This window comes from Paraburkholderia sp. (assembly GCF_047605525.1).
GTDB lineage: Bacteria > Pseudomonadota > Gammaproteobacteria > Burkholderiales > Burkholderiaceae > Paraburkholderia.
In genome coordinates this window covers 203,329-220,356 of the sequence record NZ_JASGFN010000013.1, presented here as the reverse complement: position 1 = coordinate 220,356, position 17,028 = coordinate 203,329, and the positions used below count along the sequence as shown (strand labels likewise).

At 62.9% G+C, this 17,028-nt stretch carries 15 protein-coding genes; 8 read left to right on the top strand and 7 right to left on the bottom strand.

Annotated elements, in window-relative coordinates:
• The first annotated feature begins 91 nt into the window (after positions 1–91).
• Positions 92–1,015 carry a LysR family transcriptional regulator gene (locus QM685_RS20215; RefSeq protein WP_415118587.1) on the top strand — a complete coding sequence of 308 codons (924 nt, stop codon included), beginning with the start codon at positions 92–94 and terminating at the stop codon, positions 1,013–1,015.
• Positions 1,016–1,020: 5 nt separating this feature from the next.
• Here QM685_RS20215 and QM685_RS20210 read toward each other — a convergent pair whose 3' ends face one another.
• The gene (locus QM685_RS20210; protein WP_415118586.1) at positions 1,021–2,337 is read right to left on the bottom strand and encodes an MFS transporter; all 1,317 of its coding nucleotides are present in this window, start codon (positions 2,335–2,337) and stop codon (positions 1,021–1,023) included.
• Positions 2,338–2,568: 231 nt separating this feature from the next.
• On the opposite strand from QM685_RS20210, the gene QM685_RS20205 reads away from it, so the two are divergent.
• The 6 genes from QM685_RS20205 (at position 2,569) to QM685_RS20180 (ending at position 8,134) form a co-directional block, all read left to right on the top strand.
• Positions 2,569–3,468, top strand: coding sequence for a LysR family transcriptional regulator (locus QM685_RS20205; RefSeq protein ID WP_415118584.1), 900 nt, complete (start codon positions 2,569–2,571; stop codon positions 3,466–3,468).
• A 140-nt stretch (positions 3,469–3,608) separates the two neighbouring features.
• Positions 3,609–4,931: an MFS transporter gene (locus QM685_RS20200; RefSeq protein WP_415118582.1), complete on the top strand. Its 1,323-nt coding sequence runs from the start codon at positions 3,609–3,611 to the stop codon at positions 4,929–4,931.
• Between the two features lie 53 nt (positions 4,932–4,984).
• Positions 4,985–6,037, top strand: a complete 1,053-nt coding sequence (locus QM685_RS20195) for an amidohydrolase family protein (RefSeq protein ID WP_415118580.1) — start codon at positions 4,985–4,987, stop codon at positions 6,035–6,037.
• Positions 6,034–6,705 (top strand): RraA family protein, encoded by a 672-nt coding sequence (locus QM685_RS20190; RefSeq protein ID WP_415118578.1) that lies wholly within the window; start codon positions 6,034–6,036, stop codon positions 6,703–6,705. Before QM685_RS20195 ends, QM685_RS20190 begins: the two co-directional genes overlap by 4 nt.
• A gap of 31 nt (positions 6,706–6,736) precedes the next feature.
• Positions 6,737–7,135, top strand: a complete 399-nt coding sequence (locus tag QM685_RS20185) for a hypothetical protein (protein ID WP_415118576.1) — start codon at positions 6,737–6,739, stop codon at positions 7,133–7,135.
• A gap of 102 nt (positions 7,136–7,237) precedes the next feature.
• Complete coding sequence (locus QM685_RS20180) at positions 7,238–8,134, top strand: DMT family transporter (RefSeq protein WP_415118575.1); 897 nt, start codon at positions 7,238–7,240, stop codon at positions 8,132–8,134.
• A 12-nt stretch (positions 8,135–8,146) separates the two neighbouring features.
• On the opposite strand, the gene QM685_RS20175 is transcribed toward QM685_RS20180, so the two are convergent.
• Genes QM685_RS20175 through QM685_RS20160 form a run of 4 tightly spaced genes read right to left on the bottom strand, consistent with a single transcriptional unit; the run spans position 8,147 to position 12,553 of the window.
• Positions 8,147–8,494: a hypothetical protein gene (locus QM685_RS20175; RefSeq protein ID WP_415118573.1), complete on the bottom strand. Its 348-nt coding sequence runs from the start codon at positions 8,492–8,494 to the stop codon at positions 8,147–8,149.
• 50 nt (positions 8,495–8,544) lie between these two features.
• Positions 8,545–9,606 (bottom strand): sugar-transfer associated ATP-grasp domain-containing protein, encoded by a 1,062-nt coding sequence (locus QM685_RS20170; protein WP_415118571.1) that lies wholly within the window; start codon positions 9,604–9,606, stop codon positions 8,545–8,547.
• A 2-nt stretch (positions 9,607–9,608) separates the two neighbouring features.
• A complete protein-coding gene (locus QM685_RS20165) occupies positions 9,609–10,991 on the bottom strand; it encodes an undecaprenyl-phosphate glucose phosphotransferase (RefSeq protein ID WP_415118569.1) in 1,383 nt (460 codons plus the stop codon).
• Between the two features lie 41 nt (positions 10,992–11,032).
• Positions 11,033–12,553: a mannose-1-phosphate guanylyltransferase/mannose-6-phosphate isomerase gene (locus QM685_RS20160; RefSeq protein WP_415118567.1), complete on the bottom strand. Its 1,521-nt coding sequence runs from the start codon at positions 12,551–12,553 to the stop codon at positions 11,033–11,035.
• A 640-nt stretch (positions 12,554–13,193) separates the two neighbouring features.
• Here QM685_RS20160 and QM685_RS20155 point away from each other — a divergent pair.
• Entirely contained in the window at positions 13,194–14,477 is a 1,284-nt protein-coding gene (locus QM685_RS20155; RefSeq protein WP_415118565.1) for an O-antigen ligase family protein, read from the top strand.
• On the opposite strand, the gene QM685_RS20150 is transcribed toward QM685_RS20155, so the two are convergent.
• On the bottom strand, positions 14,453–15,646 hold the full coding sequence (locus QM685_RS20150) for a glycosyltransferase family 4 protein (RefSeq protein WP_415118563.1): 1,194 nt from the start codon (positions 15,644–15,646) through the stop codon (positions 14,453–14,455). The genes QM685_RS20155 and QM685_RS20150 overlap by 25 nt on opposite strands.
• A 61-nt stretch (positions 15,647–15,707) precedes the next feature.
• Positions 15,708–17,024: a lipopolysaccharide biosynthesis protein gene (locus QM685_RS20145; RefSeq protein WP_415118561.1), complete on the bottom strand. Its 1,317-nt coding sequence runs from the start codon at positions 17,022–17,024 to the stop codon at positions 15,708–15,710.
• Between the last annotated feature and the right edge of the window lie 4 nt (positions 17,025–17,028).

Here is a 17,028-nt window from a genome sequence, read left to right as displayed (position 1 = left end):
GGGTCGTTCGATAGCCGCTAGTGTGCGAAACTATCCAATAACTGACCACTGAATAAATCGAATCAGCTGATTCCCTGGAGTTATCGCTCAAATGATCGCGCCCGCTTCCACCATTCGCAAACGTCTGCGCCTGCGCCATCTGCAACTGATGGTCGCGCTTTCCGAAACCGAATCGTTGCGGCGCGCCGCCGACGATCTCGCGATGACCCAGCCCGCCGCCACCAAAGCCTTGCAGGAACTCGAAGACACGATCGGCGTATCGCTGTTCGTGCGGCACGCGCGCGGGATGGAGCCGACCGTGTTCGGCGAAGCGGTGATGCGCTATGCGCGCGTGGTGTTCGAAGATCTCGACGAGCTGCGCGAGGAACTGGCCGGCATCGAGGCCGGCGCCATCGGCAAGGTGCGCATCGGCGCGGTGATGGCGCCGTCGCCCGAATTGCTGACCCATACCATCGTGAAGCTGAAAGAAGCGCACCCGCGTTTGCAGATGACGGTGACGATCGACACCAGCGACGTGCTGGTGCAGGCGTTGCAGCAGGACCAGCTGGATATCGTGATCGGCCGGATACCGGATGGCTTTCCGGCGCTCGATCTGAGCTTCGAAACCCTGGCGGAAGAGGCGCTGTCGATCGTCGTGCGGCCGGACCATCCGGCCGCGCGGGTGAACACGCGGCCGAAGCTCGCGGACCTCGCGCAATACCCGTGGATCATCCAGCCGCATCCGAGTCCGATGCGCCAGGTCATCGACCAGACCTTCCGCGAGTCGCGGGTCGCGCCGCCGGTCAGCACGGTCGAGACATCGTCGATCCTGACCACGTTGTCATTGCTGCGCGACTCGGACATGCTCGCGGTGCTGCCGAGTTCGGTCGCGCAGTACTACGTCGCGCTCAACGCGATCGCTACGGTCGCCACGCCGTTGCGCGGACGGCTCGCGCCATACGGTCTGATTCTGCGCAAGAACCGGCGCATCACGCCGGCCACGCAACTGGTGATCGACTCGATTCGCGCGGGGTGAGCCGCTCAACGCCCCGAACGCTGCTCCACCAGTTCGAGCTCGCCGCCGTTCGCGGCATCGGCCGATGCCGCCGCGTCGAGCGGCACATCCGGCCGCATGAAGAAGGTCGCGACGATGCCCACCGCCAGCAGCCCGAGCGACCCGGCGAACGGCAGCGTCCAGCTCCCCGTGTGGTCCACCACGAGGCCGAACACGATCGGCGTGAAAATGCCCGCCACCGCCGAGCCCGCGTTCACGAGCCCGCTCGCCACGCCGACGTGTTTCGGCGTGATGTCCATCGGCACGGCCCAGATCGGGCCGATCGTCATTTCGAGGAAGAAGAACGACAGGCTCATGCAGCCGGCCATCAGCGGCAGCGACTTCACCACCATCACCGGCGCGAGGAACACCAGCGCGCCGAGGAACGCGCCGATGATCACGTTGCGCCGCGCCGCGACCACGTTGCGGGTGCGCTTGAGCACGCGGTCGCTGATCACGCCGCCCGCCGTATTGCCGACCACGCCGGACAGGAACACGCCGGCCGAAAACATCGCGGAGCTTTTCAGATCGAGGCCGCGGCCATGCATGAAGAACGTCGGCAACCAGGTGAAGAACAACCAGCCGGTCCATCCATAGCAGAAGTACACCAGCATGGTCGGCGCGATGCGTTTGAGCAGACGCCGCCACGGCGTCGGCTCGTGCGTCTTCTCGACCACCACCTTGCCGGCCGGCGGCAATTCCGGTTCTTCCCGCGCGGTCATATGGCGATGCTTGCGCGGATCGTCGGTGAAATACCACGCGTAAACCACCACCCACGCAAAGGTCAGCGCGCCGACCACGAGAAACGACGCGCGCCACGACGAATACGCGACCAGCAACGCGACGAACGGCGGCGTGATCGCATTGCCCAGGCGCGAGAACGAATGCGTCAGGCCTTGCACGAAGCCGCGCCTGCTGGACGGAAACCAGTTGGTCAACGCTCTCGCCTGGGCCGGCAGCGCCGCCCCTTCGCCGATGCCGAGCAGCATGCGCGCGCAGAACAGCGACACGATGCCGCCCGCCAGACCGGTGGCGACCGTCGCGACGATCCAGATGCTCGCGCAGGTGACGAGCGTGAGCTTCGCGCCGAAGCGGTCGCTGACCCAGCCGCCGATCACCTGGCAGATCGTGTACGTATACGCGAATGCCGCGAACACGAGACCCACGTTGGTGTTGGTGAGATGCAGATCGTCGCGGATCAGCCCCGCCGCGGCCGACAGGTTGACGCGATCGAGATACATGATGAACGACATCGCGCACATGAGCGCGAGAATCGTCCGGCTGACTCTGGGTCGATGAAACATCGTCTCCTCCGGATGGGCGCCGCGTTGCCCGTATGACTCGGGCCGCAGGCCGGCTGATGCCGCTAGCCGGCTCGTGCGGGCCCGGCGCCCGGTTTTGAGCGGACATTATCTGGACCGAGGCGATAATTGACCAATGAATAGTTTCGATACTCCGATCACTCGTGGTTATCGCTGCGCGCGATCGCGCGGCTATGCTTCCGGCTATCGTTGCCGTTCACCAGGAATACCGACATGAATCTCAGAGCCCTTCAATGCTTCGTGATTCTCGCGGAGGAACTCAATTTCAGCCGCGCCGCCGAACGGCTGCATATCGCGCAACCCGCGTTGAGCCAGCAGATCCGCTCGCTCGAGGAACGGCTCGGCACGCAACTGGTCGATCGCGCGCGGCGGCCGCTGATGCTGACCGAGGCGGGACATTATCTGTGCACCGAGGCCCGTCAGATCCTCGGCTCGCTGGAGCAGATGACGCTCGCCGCGCAGGAAATCGGCATCGGCCGGCGCGGCTGGCTGAGCATCGGCTTCACGCGTTCGTCGATGTACAGCGTGCTGCCGCCCGCGCTGAAGAAATTCCACAGGGCGTATCCGCAGGTCGAGCTCAAGCTCTTCGAAATGCTCACCGAGGAGCAGACCGATGCGTTGCGCGACCTGCGCATTCATATCGGCATCGGCCGTCAACCGCTGACCGTGGAAGGCTGCACGTCGTTCACGCTGCTGCGCGAGCGGGTCGTGGTCGCGCTGGAAGCAGGCCATCCGCTCGCCGCGCGCAAAACCGTGCGTATCGCCGATCTCGCCGATACGCCGTTGATCCTTTATCCGAAGCATCAGAACGCGCAATTCAAGCGCTCGGTGCAGTCGCTCTATCGCGATGCCGGCGTGACGCCGCTCATCGCGCACGAAGCTTACGAAATCCAGACAGCCATCGCGCTCGTGGCGGCAGGCCTCGGCGTGACGGTCGTCGGCGAATCGGTCGCGCGACATGGACGCACCGACGTCGTGTTCCGCCATCTGTCGGGACCGGGTTCGTCGCACCGCTCGACGCTCGCGGCCACCTTCCGCACCGACGACATGTCACCCCATCTGCGCGCTTTTCTCGGCTGCCTGCCGCCGCCGCTCGGGGATCCCGCACTATAAGCAAAAACCTATACAAGCATAAGCAAGCGGTCTTGGACTCCTGGTCCGTGCGTTTCTATCATGGGCGGTACGCCATTGAAGGCGCATCTACGACAAAACGCAACGGCGGCCACGGTCGCCGCCGCATGGCAGGAGACAGCATGACCGCATTCGATGAAGCCGCAACGATGCGCAAGGTGTACGGGCGCCTGATGCCCATGCTCTTTGCGATGATGTTCGTCAACTATCTCGACCGGATCAATATCGGCTTCGCCGCATTGGACATGAACAAGGAGCTGGGCTTCAGCCCGGCCGTGTTCGGGTTCGCGGGCAGTATCTTTTTCGTCGGCTACATGCTCCTCGAAGTGCCGAGCAATCTGATCCTGCATCGCGTCGGCGCGCGTATCTGGATCGCGCGCATTCTGCTGACGTGGGGCGCGGTGGCCGCGGCCACCGCCTTCGTGTTCAACGACACCAGCTTCTACGTGCTGCGCTTTCTGCTCGGCGTAATGGAAGCGGGCTTTCTGCCCGGCATCGCGGTGTATCTCACCAAATGGTTTCCGGTGCGCTACCGGGCGCGCGCGGTCGGCGGCTATATCATCGCGGGTTCGTTTTCCGCGGTGCTGGGCGGTCCCATTTCGACCATGCTGATGACTTACGCGAACGGCATTCTGGGTCTCGCGGGCTGGCAATGGATGTTCATTCTCGAAGGCCTGCCCGCGATGCTGCTGGGTCTGCTCACATTGCGCATCCTGACCGAACGTCCCGCCGACGCGGACTGGCTGTCGAGCGCGGAAAAGAACTGGCTCGAGTCGACGCTCGCCGCCGAGCGCGAGGCGGTCGGCGGCAACCGGCATTTTCCGCTGCTGCGCGTGGCGGGCGACGTCCGCGTCTGGAGCCTCGCCTGTCTGTTCGGCTGCGCGCTGGTCGGCATTTACGGGCTGTTCCTGTGGCTGCCGCAGATCGTCAAGAGTCTCGGCGAGTTGAGCAATATCGAAGTCGGTTTTCTGTCGGCGGCGCCGCCGCTGCTCGGTGTCCTGGGCACGTTCCTGATCAGCCGCAGTTCCGATCGCACCGGCGACCGCAAGAAACACCTCGCGTTCGTGTACGGCATGAGCGCGCTCGCGATTGCCGGCAGCGCGTATGCGCCGAATCCCGTGATCGCGTATGCGCTGCTGTGCGTGACCGGCCTGTTCATCTACGCGGGCAATCCACTGTTCTGGAGTCTCGCGTCGTCGTTCAGAACCGGCGCGGCGGGCGCCGCGACGATCGCGCTGATCAACACGATCGCGCAGTTCGGCGGCCTCGTCGGGCCGTGGAGCATCGGACTCGTGCGTAACGCGACCGGCAACTTCAAGCTCGCGTTGCTGACGATCGCCGCGTTTCTCGTCGTCGCGACGATCATCGCGCTCGTGATGCGCGTCACGCCCGCCGAAGACGAACTCGCGCCGCTCGCAACCGGCGATGCCGCGCCGCGAACCTGAAGCTTCGGTCGAAGCGAACGTAACGAACGCAACCGCAGAGGAACATTGCATAGATGATTATCGATTGCCACGGTCATTACACGACCTCTCCGCCGCAGCACGAAGCGTGGCGCAAGCAGCAGATCGCCGCGCTGAAAGACGGTGTCGCGCCGCCGCCGCGCCCTGTTATCGGCGACGACGAGATTCGCGCAAGCATCGAAAACGGCCAGTTGCGGGTACAACAGGAACGCGGCACCGACCTGACGATCTTCTCGCCGCGCGCGGCCGGCATGGGCCACCACCTCGCCACCGCCGACGCGAACGCGCACTGGTCGAGCGCATGCAACGACCTCGTGCATCGGGTGTGCGAAATGTTTCCGCGCAATTTCGTCGGCGTGTGTCAATTGCCGCAGGCGCCGGGCGTACCGGCCGCCAACTGCATCGGCGAATTGCGGCGCTGCGTCGAAGAACTCGGCTTCGTCGGCTGCAATCTGAATCCCGATCCGTCCGGCGGTCACTGGAGCGGCCAGCCGCTCACGGATCGCAGCTGGTATCCGCTCTATGAGGCGATGGTGGACCTCGACGTGCCCGCGATGATCCACGTGTCGTCGTCGTGCAATCCGAATTTCCATGCGACCGGCGCGCATTACCTCAACGGCGATACGTCGGCATTCATGCAGTTATTGCAAGGAGATCTGTTCGCGGACTTCCCGACGCTGCGCTTCATCATTCCGCACGGCGGTGGCGCGGTGCCGTATCACTGGGGGCGTTATCGCGGACTCGCGCAGGACATGAAGCGGCCGCTGCTCGAAGAACATCTGCTGAAAAACGTGTTCTTCGATACCTGCGTGTATCACCAGCCCGGCGCGGAACTGCTCGCGAAAGTCATTCCGGTCGAGAACATCCTGTTCGCGTCGGAAACGATCGGCGCGGTGCAAGGCATCGATCCGCGCACCGGTCACTACTACGACGACACGCGCCGCTATATCGACGCCATCGAATGGCTCAGCGACGCGGACCGGCAATGCATCTACGAAGACAACGCGCGCAGTGTCTATGCGCGGCTGTCGCGTCAACTCGACCGGCAAGCCGATCGGCACTTCACCGCACGGGGAGCAACCGCATGAATCCACTGGGATGGCGTGAATACGAGTGCGCGCCACAGGCCAGCGCGGCCACGCTCGAAGCGTTACGCGAACTCGCGGTGTCGCTGCTCAGCGACAACATGGCGCGCGCGAGCGGCACAGTCGGCCTGCGGCCGTTTCATCGGCCAAAGCCGATGGCCGGCACCGCGTTGACGATCCATACGCGACCCGGCGACAATCTCGCGATTCATCGCGCGTTCGAATTCTGCCGGCCCGGCGACGTACTCGTGATCGACGGCGCCGGCGATCTCACGCAGGCGCTGATGGGCGAGATCATGGCGACGTTCGCGGAAAGCCTCGGCGTACAGGGCCTCGTGATCGACGGCGCGATCCGCGACGTCGGCGCGCTGCGCGAACGCGATTTTCCGGTGTATGCACGCGGCGTCACGCATCGCGGGCCCTACAAGAACGGTCCGGGCGAAATCAACGTGCCGGTCACGGTGGGTGGCATGGTCGTGCATCCGGGCGATATCATCGTCGGCGACGAGGACGGTGTGCTGGCAATCCCGCCCGCCGACGTCGACGCGGTCATCGAAGGCGCGCGGCGGCAGCAGGCGAAGGAAGCGGCCGCGCTTGCGTCGATTGCGAACGGCACGTTCGATCGCGCATGGGTCGCCACGCAACGGGACCGGATGATGAACGGATCGTGAATCACCTGCTATCACACCTGCTATCAGCCACATGGCGCAACATCTGAACGCTGCAACCCTGCTCGAACTCGCGCGCGCGGCGCAACGGCGCGCCACCGCACCTTGCGAATGCACACGCACCCCGCTCGACGGCTGGCAATCGCAGCCGCTCTCGCTCGACGAAACGCTGTTCGAGGAAATCGGCACGCTGATGCCGGAAGACGACCCCGAACCGACGTTCAGCGAGTATCTCCCCAATAAGACGACCTACTGGTCCGCGCACGCGCCTGTCGCTCCGCGCTATTTCCCGTACAACCGCTGCGGCGTCTGGCAATGCTCGTCGTGCGGGCGTCTTTATCTGCGCTATGTCGAAGGCGGCGGATACTTCGTCGATCGCAGGATTCGCGCGCTCGATCCGGAATTGATCGAGGACATCCCCCTTCCTGAATAGCGCCCGTGGTTGAACATGCAACGAACGCCCGTGTTGAAAGAACAGTAAGAAAAGCGCCGCGCGCGGTAACATGACGGCCTTGCAACCGTCGACACAATTCCAATGAAGTCCACGCGCTGGGCCGGGGTGTTTTTTCTGCTCGTGACCGCAATCGGCTGGGCCCTGAACTGGCCCGCGATGAAAATCCTGCTGCGCGAGTGGCCTCCACTGTTCTCGCGCGGCGTCGCCGGTATCGTCGCGTCGCTGCTGCTCATCGTGATCGCGCGCTGTTCGGGCGAGCGCATCGTGATCCCCCGTCAGTTGCTGCCACGCGTGCTGCTCGCGGCCAGCACCAACGTATTCGCGTGGATGGGTTTCTCGACGCTGTCGATGAAATGGCTGAGCGTCAGCGAAGGCGCGCTGCTCGTCTATACGATGCCGATCTGGGCGATGCTGCTCGCGTGGCCGGTTCTGTCGCGGCGGCCATCCGCCGAAGGCTTCATCTCGCTCGCGCTGGGACTCGCGGGCGTCGTCGTGCTGCTCGGCGGCCAGGGCTTCGCGTTCGACAGCGGCAAGCTCGCCGGCATTCTGTTCGCGCTGCTCGCCGCCGTGCTGTTCGCGCTCGGCACCGTCGTCACCCGCACGCCGATTCCCGTGCCGCCGCTCACGCTCGTCGCATGGCAAGTCGGCATCGGCTGCGTGCCGATGGCCATCGTCGGACTGCTGATCGAACATCCGGACTTTCACGCGCTCGATACCGCCGGACGCGCGGTGATGATCTATATGACGCTGGTGCCGATGGGCATCTGCTATCTGGCGTGGTTCGCGACGCTGCGCCATCTGCCGCCGGAAGTCGCATCGATCGGCATGCTGCTGGTGCCGATCATGGGTATCGTCGCGGCGGCGCTTTCTCTTGGCGAACCGCTCGGCTTCAGGGAAATCGCGGCGATGGCCTTGACCTTGAGCGGCGTCGCGCTCGCACTCCGACGCAAGCGTCCCGATATGCGCGCCGCGCGCTGAGATGAAAGTCGCTTACGCGTCGTCTTCCCTGCCGGCATGCGCGACGGTCAACAGTTTCTTCACGCGCCGCGTAATGTCGGCCAGCACGCCGCCGGAACGATTCGCGCCATGTTCTCCCTGCCGCCTGTGCGACATGCGCTGCAGGTCATGCCAGTCGTCGTCGAGCGCCCTTGCGTGACCTGCCGCGCTAAACGGCCATTCGATCGCGACAGCGCGCATCAGCGCCGCACGCGAGTCCTTGCCGGCGTTATCGATATACGCGTTGATCGTGGCCGCCTCGTACCGTGCCGATTCCTCGGAATCGACCGCAATGAAGTCGTTCAGCCCTTCTATATGGACGCACCATAACTGTTCGCTCACGTCGCGTCTCCTGCTGCGTGCCGCTTCGGTCTATTGTCCGCCGCGCAAACTCAGCGAACGGCCCTGAGCCGTTCCCACTTCAGATCCGAAAAGCACGGGCCTTGCGTGGCCTCGCTGAACTTCACGTCGTTGTGTTCGCCGTTCCACTCCATCACCTGCACGCGGTTGTCCGCGTCGACGGTCACGTCCCATCCCACGCAGCGTGCAAATGGAATCTTCCTGTGCAGCCGGAGCACGGTCTCCACGCACTGCGCGAATGCGGGAATCGTCACGCCCGCAAAGCGCACGCCCGAATCCGGATGCGCTTCTGTCGCGCCCCAATCGCTCATATAGCCTTCGTCGCACAGTTCGCCTGTCGCGAGCCTGACCGGCACGCACACTTCGCGATCGGTGAGGATATGCGTGTCGTCCGCTCTGCCGAGACGCAGAAAGCACGCGCGAATCGAAATGCGGCCGGCGTCGTCCACCACGGTCGTAAAGCGCAGTGTCGCCACCGGTTTGGACGCAAACGCATTGAACAGAGGATGTTGAATGATGAATTTCTGTATCACGCCATTGCCGAGCGACTTGATGATTTCGTGATCGAAACTGGTTCTGTCGAAGATATGGACGCCATTGCCCTGCCGCGAGCCGTCCAGCTTGAAGACCACGCGCTCGGCATGCTCGAAGACGACGTCTTTCACGTCGCGCTCGGGCACCACGACGCTCCTGTCCGTGAAGAACAGGCCATTGGCGAAATACGCGACGTCCGGAAACGCGTCGCCGTCGAAGATCAGGCGCGTCATCGGCTTGAGACTCGATATCTTGCCGTACCAGCCCTTCATATGCGGCACCACGACGCTCGCATAGTAGTTGTCCGGAATCCAGCCTTCCTTGAAGGTTCCGCTGAATGCCGTATAGACCCGCAGCCACGGCGCGTAGATCGCATCTCCGAACACGTCGAATGCATAGGCATCCGCGAGTCTCAGGTTCGCCGGGTCGGCCTTGCCGTATTTTTCCTCGAGTAGCCGCAGTACTTTTCTCGCCTGCACACCGTGGTCCAGATGAAATTTGTATTGCGCGGCCCGCTTCGCGGATCGCCTCACGACGTCTTCGACGCTCGGTATTGTCATTTTCAGTACGCGTTCGGATGATGAAGGCCCTTGAAGATCGTCGCCAGAATGATCCTGACGTCGAGCCAGAACGACCAGTTCCTCAGGTAGTACAGATCGTGCGCGACGCGGCCTTCCATCTTTTCGAGCCGGTCGGTTTCGCCGCGAAACCCGTTGATTTGCGCCCAGCCGGTAATGCCGGGCTTGATACGGTAGCGATGGATATAGCCGGACACGATGTTCTGGTAAAGATCGTCGTGTTCGAGCGCGTGAGGACGCGGCCCCACCACCGACATATCGCCGCGCAGCACGTTGAAAAACTGCGGCAGTTCGTCGAGACTGGTCCGGCGCAGGAATGCGCCGACCGGGGTAATACGCGGATCGCCGCGCGTCGCCTGTTCGAGAACGCCGGGCTTCTGCTCGTGCAACCGCATCGTGCGGAACTTGTAGATCGTGAATACGCGGCCGTCGGCCCCTTTGCGGCGTTGCCTGAAAAACACCGGCCCCGGCGAGCTCAGTTTGACCGCAATCGCACAGCCCAGCAGGATCGGCGAGATCGCAACCAGGGCTGCAAGCGCAAACAGACGATCGAACAGTTCCTTCTGCAACAACGCATTGGGCGGCAGCGGCGAGGCGGCGAGATTGATCGTCGGCAAGCCCAGCAGATCGGTCATGCTGCCTTCGAAAAGCGCAAGCGCGCGCACGTCGGGCATGAAGCGGATATTGATCAGGTCGTTGCGAAACTCCGCAACCAGCCTGAGAATCGCGCGTTCTTCCGTGAGCGGCAACGCCAGCCAGACCTCGCCGATCTTGTGCTCCCTGACGTAACGGGCGAAAGCGTCGTGTTCCTCGAAGACCTGCACCGCCGAGCGCATCGTGATTCTGCAGCCCGGATGCAGGCTATACAGCGCGTTCGCACGAAAGCCGGCTGCCGGCGACATCGCTATCTTGCGGATGACTTCATCGCAATGATCCCCGCACGCGGCCACCGCGACCTGCTGCAGGTTCATCCCCGCATGGCGCATGCGGCCGAGCAACGCGTGCGTGACCATCCGGCCGGCCATCATCGCGGCACCCGACATGCCGGTCCAGTACACGAACCAGAGGCGCGAGACGAAATCGATCCGATGCAGCGAGAACATCAGCACCATCGCGCAGGCCTGCACGAGGAGCCAGCCGAGCGCGACGTGACTGGCCAGCGCCCTCTTCGAGCGGCCGCGCCACGATTCATATACGCCGAGCGCCGGAAACACCGCGAGCGCGAACGCCGCGGCGAAGGCGACGAACGCGAAATAGAAACTCCGTTGCGAGCCGCCGTCGAAGCGGATCTGCGAGGCCGCGAACGCGCCCGCCACGATCATTGCGACGTCGAACAATCTCGCCAGTAGACCCGTCAGCAATCGCATGGCAGCCTCCTCAGAACACGTGTCCGTTCGACTCACCCGCATCAGCCGCATCGTCCGTACTGGTCGTCGAACCGGACGATGTCGTCTTCGCCGAGATAGGCGCCGGACTGAACTTCGATGATCTGCAACGGCACCCGGCCCGGGTTTTCGAGCCGATGGCGAACCCCCAGCGGGATATAGGTCGACTCGTTCTCGCCGAGCAGGAACTGCTCTTCTCCACGCGTGACGAGCGCCGTGCCGCTTACGACCACCCAGTGCTCCGCGCGATGGTGGTGCATCTGCAACGACAGCCGCCCTCCCGGCATCACGACGATGCGCTTCACCTGAAAGCGGTCGCCCTGATCGACGGAATCGTAAAAGCCCCACGGACGGCGGACCTTTCGATGCGCATCGGCCTCCGGTGATTTCTCGCTGCGTATGCGCGATACCAGCGTCTTCACGTCCTGCACGTGCGAGCGGTCCGCGACGAGCACCGCGTCATCGGTTTCGATCACGATCAGATTGTTCGTGCCGACACAGGCGAGTAGCCGGCCGCCTTGCGAGCGGGCGTAGGTCGCGGTCGAACCTTCGAACAGCACGCGTCCGTTCGACGCGTTGCCGCACTCGTCCTTTTCCATCGCCTGCCAGACCGCGTCCCACGAGCCGAGATCCGACCAGCCCGCCTCGAGCGGCACCACTACACCGGCGAAGTTCGAGCCGGGCTTGCCGAGTTGCTCCATCACCGCGTAGTCGATCGAGTCGGACGGCGAACGCAGGAATTCGCTGGCTTCGGGAATCATGCATTCGTCGGTCTTCCTGGCGTCCCGCCACGCATGAGAGCAAGCGGCATGCATGTCGGGCTGGAACTGCTCGATGACCGACAGCCACACCGACGCGCGCACGACGAAGATCCCGCTGTTCCACCAGTAATTGCCCGAGCCGACATACTGGGCCGCGAGTTCCGTGGCCGGCTTCTCGACGAAGCGCTCGATATGGCGCGCGCCGTCGCGCAACGCACTGCCCAGACGGATATAACCGAAGCCCGTATCGGGCCGTTCAGGAGGCACGCCCAGCGCGACGATGGCCCCTTTGTGCGCGTAGGCCGCCGCCGTGTCGATCGCGTGGTGCAGCGCTTCGAGATTCGCTATCGCGTGATCGGCCGGCATCGCGATCAGGATCGCGTCCTCGTTGTCCGCGCAGGCGCTCAACGCGGCGAGCGTCAGCGCCGGCGCGGTGTCGCGACGCGCGGGTTCGACCACGATGCGCGCGTTCACGCCGATCTCGCGCGCCTGTTCGTAAGTGGCGAAATAATGCTCCGCGCCGCACACGATAACCGGATCGGCCGCAATGTCCCACGCGCCTTCAAAGCCCGCCATGCGTCCCATGGTGGCCTGCAGCAGCGTCTGATTGCCGATCACGTCGATCAACTGCTTCGGAAACTGCTCTCGCGACACCGGCCACAGGCGAGTGCCTGAACCACCGGCGAGAATCACCTGCACGAGAGGCGGAAAATCGACCGGGGCCGAATTCGACCCTGTGGTTTCGATATCCATTGCGGCGGTTGCCGCATTAACTTTGTCCATTTCCAACTCCGTCGCATTGAGTCAGGCTCGCCAATAACGCTTTAACGGCGCCAGCGCGAAAATGCGTGGCGACGCGGATTGCGCCAATACCGCCTCAAGTGATTGATAACCGGACGTCCTCGCCGGATGGACCAGACCAGCCGTTCAGTTTCGCAGTGAAGGATGCATGCGCCGGCAACGATTCCGGCTCGATCGGGAAGTACGGAAACTGGCTGGCCGGATCGCAGCGGTCTTGCTCGACAACCCACGACCGGATAAACGAAAGAAACGAAAGAGCGAATGGGCAACGGCGTTCGCTACTTCGATCGACGTCGCGCCTCATGTGAACAATCTTAGTCAGAGCCCACTCCATTACCGTGTTTGTGGCGCGAACAGCGGAGGTTTTGGCTCTGCATGCCGGCCCTGTTTCCGCTGTAGACGAACGAGCTTGCACTTCTATTGCAGACAGGCGCGGAAGATTGGAAATCGGGCACTACACGTGCTACCGTTCACATGAACGTCCCGATACATTCATGCAGGAACAGGACAACGACGTTGTCCATCGCGCAAGCCGCGCGAGCTTCCCGTCTTTCAATTCATGCCATCGTCCAGCGCACGGCTCGATCTTCAACGGTGCGCCATCCGCTTTTCTGGAGTTGCAATGGCTTATATCTCGCTACTCGCCCTGTTTCTGACCGTCACGAATCTGGTGCCGATCAGCGCGATCGGGTTTGTTCCTCTGCTGTTCTGTTCATGGCGCTTTTTCGGCCGCCGTTATCCCGCGTTTATCGCGCCGCTCACTGCTTTTACAGTTTTCGCCATTATTTCGACGCTCCTCTACGATCCGCAATCGCTCGTCGAATTCGATTTTTACCGCCGCGACGGCAATTTCTTCATTTCCTATGCCCCCATTTTTGCCGGGTGTCTGTACGCGCACCGGTGGGATCTGAACAAGGTACTTCGCACATTCTTCACCTTCGCGGTGCTCGTCAATCTGCCGATGTACGCTTACTACATCGTCGACAACGGCCTGCTCGGCATCTTCACCCATCCCGACGACAGCTTCGGCAGCTATTTCATCGCCCGCAACGCCGCCGGCGGCTTTTTCGCGATGCTGTTCTGCCTCGGCGTGGCCTGCTACCTGCAAAAACGCAGCAAATGGATGGTCGCGCTGCTCGCCTGCAATGCGCTGATGCTCTTTTCCACCTACAGCCGGGGCTCGCTGCTGGGCGCCGCGGCGGTGCTGCCGTACCTGTATTTCGGCCGCAAGCGCTGGATGCTCGCGTCGCTGGTCGCCGCGATGCTGGTCGCCTCCATTGCGGTGGCGCTCTACCATACCGACCCGACCGTCGATTACATGGGCTATACGTTCTCGATCCACAATCAGGACGCCAAGGTCGCCAATCTGGACATCCGCTATGAATGGCTGTGGCCGCGCGCGCTCGCGTATTTCGAACAGAGCCCGATCGTCGGTCTCGGCTTCGGCTCATTCGACGATCACATCGGCAGCATCGCGTCGTACTTCCATCTGCTCGGCGTGCCGTCCGACGTCGTGATCGAACACAGCGACTCCCACGCCCACAACTCGTACCTGAATATCCTCGCCGAACTCGGCGTGGTCGGGTTGTCGCTGATCCTCGCTTTCTTCTGGAAGCTGATCGACTGGAGCAAACAGGGCGCGGCGTTTTCCGCACTGGTCGACGGCGGACGAAACTTCGCGGCTTACCGGTTCGTCGAGATTTCGTCGGTGTGCCTGCTCGTCATGTCGGCAACCGAACATCGGCTGGTCACGCCGTCGAATGTTCTGATTCTTTCTCTGGTCATCTCTCTTCTGATCGCGGCGCGTCCGCTCGCGGCGAGAGTGGCCACGTTCGATCCGCGCGTGGCGCGCAAGGCGGCTGTCGTCAGCCAGCGCCCGTCTCAGGGCGTGACGTCGGCGAGATGACGTGCTGCCTCGACCGGTAACGGTCCGCTCGCCGGATACGGCAAAAACTGTTCGACGCATGCGTACGGGAGCCGTGAATCGACGAAACTCGTCAGCGCTTTCTTGAAGTTCTCCGATGAAAAGCGCTCGGCATTCTTGCGGCACTGGCGCGGGTCGAAACTGCCCGCATTGCTTTCAAAGCGATTGACGGCCGCAAGCAGTGACCCGGTCGTCTGCTCGCCGAAGAATACCCCGGTGGCACGTTCGAGCGGCAGGCCCACCACCGATTCGAGCGCACCGCCCCGGCCGAATGCGATAACCGGCGTGCCGCACGCCTGCGCTTCCACCACGGAAATGCCGAAGTCTTCCTCCGCCGCGAACACGAACGCGCGGGCCCGCCGCAAATGATCGATCAGAACGTCGGACGGCTGATGCCCGAGGATCTGCACGTTGTCACCGGCGGCGGCCCTGATCCTTTTCATCTCGGGACCATCGCCGATTACCACGAGCTTGCGCTCGGGCGTCTGCGAGAAGGCCTGCACGATCAGATCGATACGCTTGTAAGGCACCATGCGCGACGCCGTGACGTAAAAATCTTCTTTCTGCATCCCGATCTTCATGTTCGCCAGATCGACCGGCGGATAAATGACCGTCGCGTCGCGCTGATACGCCTTGCGAATGCGCCGGGCAATGAACTGCGAATTGGCGACCAGATGATCGACGCCATTGGCCGAGCGCGAATCCCAGCCGCGAATGTAGTGAAGCAGCACCCGCGCGAGCGCCGAACGAATTCCCTTGTCCAGATGAGATTCCCTCAGGTACTGATGCTGCAGATCCCACGCATAGCGGATCGGCGAATGAACGTAGCTGATATGCACCTGGTTCGGCCCAGTCAGCACGCCTTTCGCGACCGCATGCGAACTGGAAATGACGAGGTCGTAGCCGGACAGATCGACCTGCTCGATGGCGATCGGCATCAGCGGCAGATAGGCGCGATAGCGCCGCCGCGCGAACGGCATCCTCTGGATGAACGACGTGGTGACGGACTTCCCTTTCACGCACTCGCGGTCTTCGAGAAAATCGACAATCGAGAAGATGTCCGCATCGGGGAAGCATTCGATGATGTTCTTCAGTACTTTCTCGGCACCCGCCGACACCACCAGCCAATCGTGAACAATAGCGACTTTCACTTCGACCTCCTGTGACATTCCAACCTTACCCCGGTGAACCCGCGCACTGCGTCAATCGTCCTCAATCGTCCTTTCCGGCCTGCGCCTGCGCGCGAAACCCGCACGCGATCCGAACCCGCTCGAGTGCCCGCTCGGCGCCCGGCAGCAGACCGATCAGTTCGAGACGGATCATCACGCCTAGCAGGATCGTTGCCAGCGTCGCCTCGCCGATCACCCGCGCGGAGGCCATGCCCATCGCGCCGAAATGAGGCGCGAGCACCACCGCGGAGCCGAGATTGACGAGACCCGACGCAACGCCGGCAATCGCCAGCAGCCGGTCCTTCCTGCGCGGCACGAATACATAGAACGCGACGAACTCATTGAAGGCCGCGAACGGAAACATCCATGCGAATACCTGCAACACGTGCGCGCTCGGCTCGAATGCGGGCCCGAGAATCAAAGGCAGCACGAAAGGCGACAGCGTCAGCGCGCCGCACAACACCAGCAGCCCATAGCCCAGCAGCAACATCGCGCCACGACGGGTCGTCACGTGCGCGCCTTCCTTGTCGCCGTGCGCGAGTTGCCGCGATATCGTCGGAATAAATACCTGCGACGCGGGGCCCATCAGACTGAGTCCGATCGTCGCGAAACGCTCCGCCGCGCCGAAATAGCCGACCTGCGCGGGCGTGGACAGGAACGTCAACAGATACGTCGACGACGCGGTGAGCACGACCGAACCGGACGAATAGCAGAACAGCATCGTCGAGCTGCGCACCAGCGGCCAGACCCCCGATAACCTGAGACGCGGCAAGCCGAGTTGCCAGGTCGTCAGGCCATATGAAATGATCGACGAGGCCACGCCGGCAATCAGCAGGCTCGCCAGTACCCATACCGCGTCGTCGGGTCCCCTGACGAAACTCAGCACCAGCACGAGGCTTACCGCGAAGCCGAACACCTCGATCATGATCGGGGTTCGAAAGTACTGACGCCCCTGAAACAGCCAGCCGAGATTCAGCGCCGACACGATACCGAGCAAGGTCGCGAGCAGACCGATCACGGGCCGCTCCGACAACACCGGCGAGCTCAGCGTCGCCACGAGGCCGATGACCCCGCCGAGCAACGCCAGCAAAAGCCTCGCGCTGACGTGCAGCGAATAGATTTCATTGCACTCCCGCGCGGAGTGCGCTTTCGATACCTCACGCATCCCGACGAACGTGAATCCATAGCTGACGAGCATCCAGATCACGTTCATCAGCGACATCGACGCTAGTACCCGCCCGTACTCGGCGACGCCGAGCACACGGCCGTAGAACGGCACGACGATGATGAGGTACACGTACCTCATCAGGTATCCGCCGTACACAAACGCGATTACGTTGGCGCTCGTTCGTCTATCCATGCCG

Bases quoted from the DNA above. Each gene is read 5' to 3' on its own strand.
- QM685_RS20145 (WP_415118561.1), bottom strand. From the start codon at position 17,024: ATGGATAGACGAACGAGCGCCAACGTAATCGCGTTTGTGTACGGCGGA.
- QM685_RS20180 (WP_415118575.1), top strand. From the start codon at position 7,238: ATGAAGTCCACGCGCTGGGCCGGGGTGTTTTTTCTGCTCGTGACCGCA.
- QM685_RS20185 (WP_415118576.1), top strand. From the start codon at position 6,737: ATGGCGCAACATCTGAACGCTGCAACCCTGCTCGAACTCGCGCGCGCG.
- QM685_RS20170 (WP_415118571.1), bottom strand. From the start codon at position 9,606: ATGACAATACCGAGCGTCGAAGACGTCGTGAGGCGATCCGCGAAGCGG.
- QM685_RS20160 (WP_415118567.1), bottom strand. From the start codon at position 12,553: ATGGACAAAGTTAATGCGGCAACCGCCGCAATGGATATCGAAACCACA.
- QM685_RS20190 (WP_415118578.1), top strand. From the start codon at position 6,034: ATGAATCCACTGGGATGGCGTGAATACGAGTGCGCGCCACAGGCCAGC.
- QM685_RS20210 (WP_415118586.1), bottom strand. From the start codon at position 2,337: ATGTTTCATCGACCCAGAGTCAGCCGGACGATTCTCGCGCTCATGTGC.
- QM685_RS20205 (WP_415118584.1), top strand. From the start codon at position 2,569: ATGAATCTCAGAGCCCTTCAATGCTTCGTGATTCTCGCGGAGGAACTC.
- QM685_RS20165 (WP_415118569.1), bottom strand. From the start codon at position 10,991: ATGCGATTGCTGACGGGTCTACTGGCGAGATTGTTCGACGTCGCAATG.
- QM685_RS20215 (WP_415118587.1), top strand. From the start codon at position 92: ATGATCGCGCCCGCTTCCACCATTCGCAAACGTCTGCGCCTGCGCCAT.
- QM685_RS20155 (WP_415118565.1), top strand. From the start codon at position 13,194: ATGGCTTATATCTCGCTACTCGCCCTGTTTCTGACCGTCACGAATCTG.
- QM685_RS20200 (WP_415118582.1), top strand. From the start codon at position 3,609: ATGACCGCATTCGATGAAGCCGCAACGATGCGCAAGGTGTACGGGCGC.
- QM685_RS20195 (WP_415118580.1), top strand. From the start codon at position 4,985: ATGATTATCGATTGCCACGGTCATTACACGACCTCTCCGCCGCAGCAC.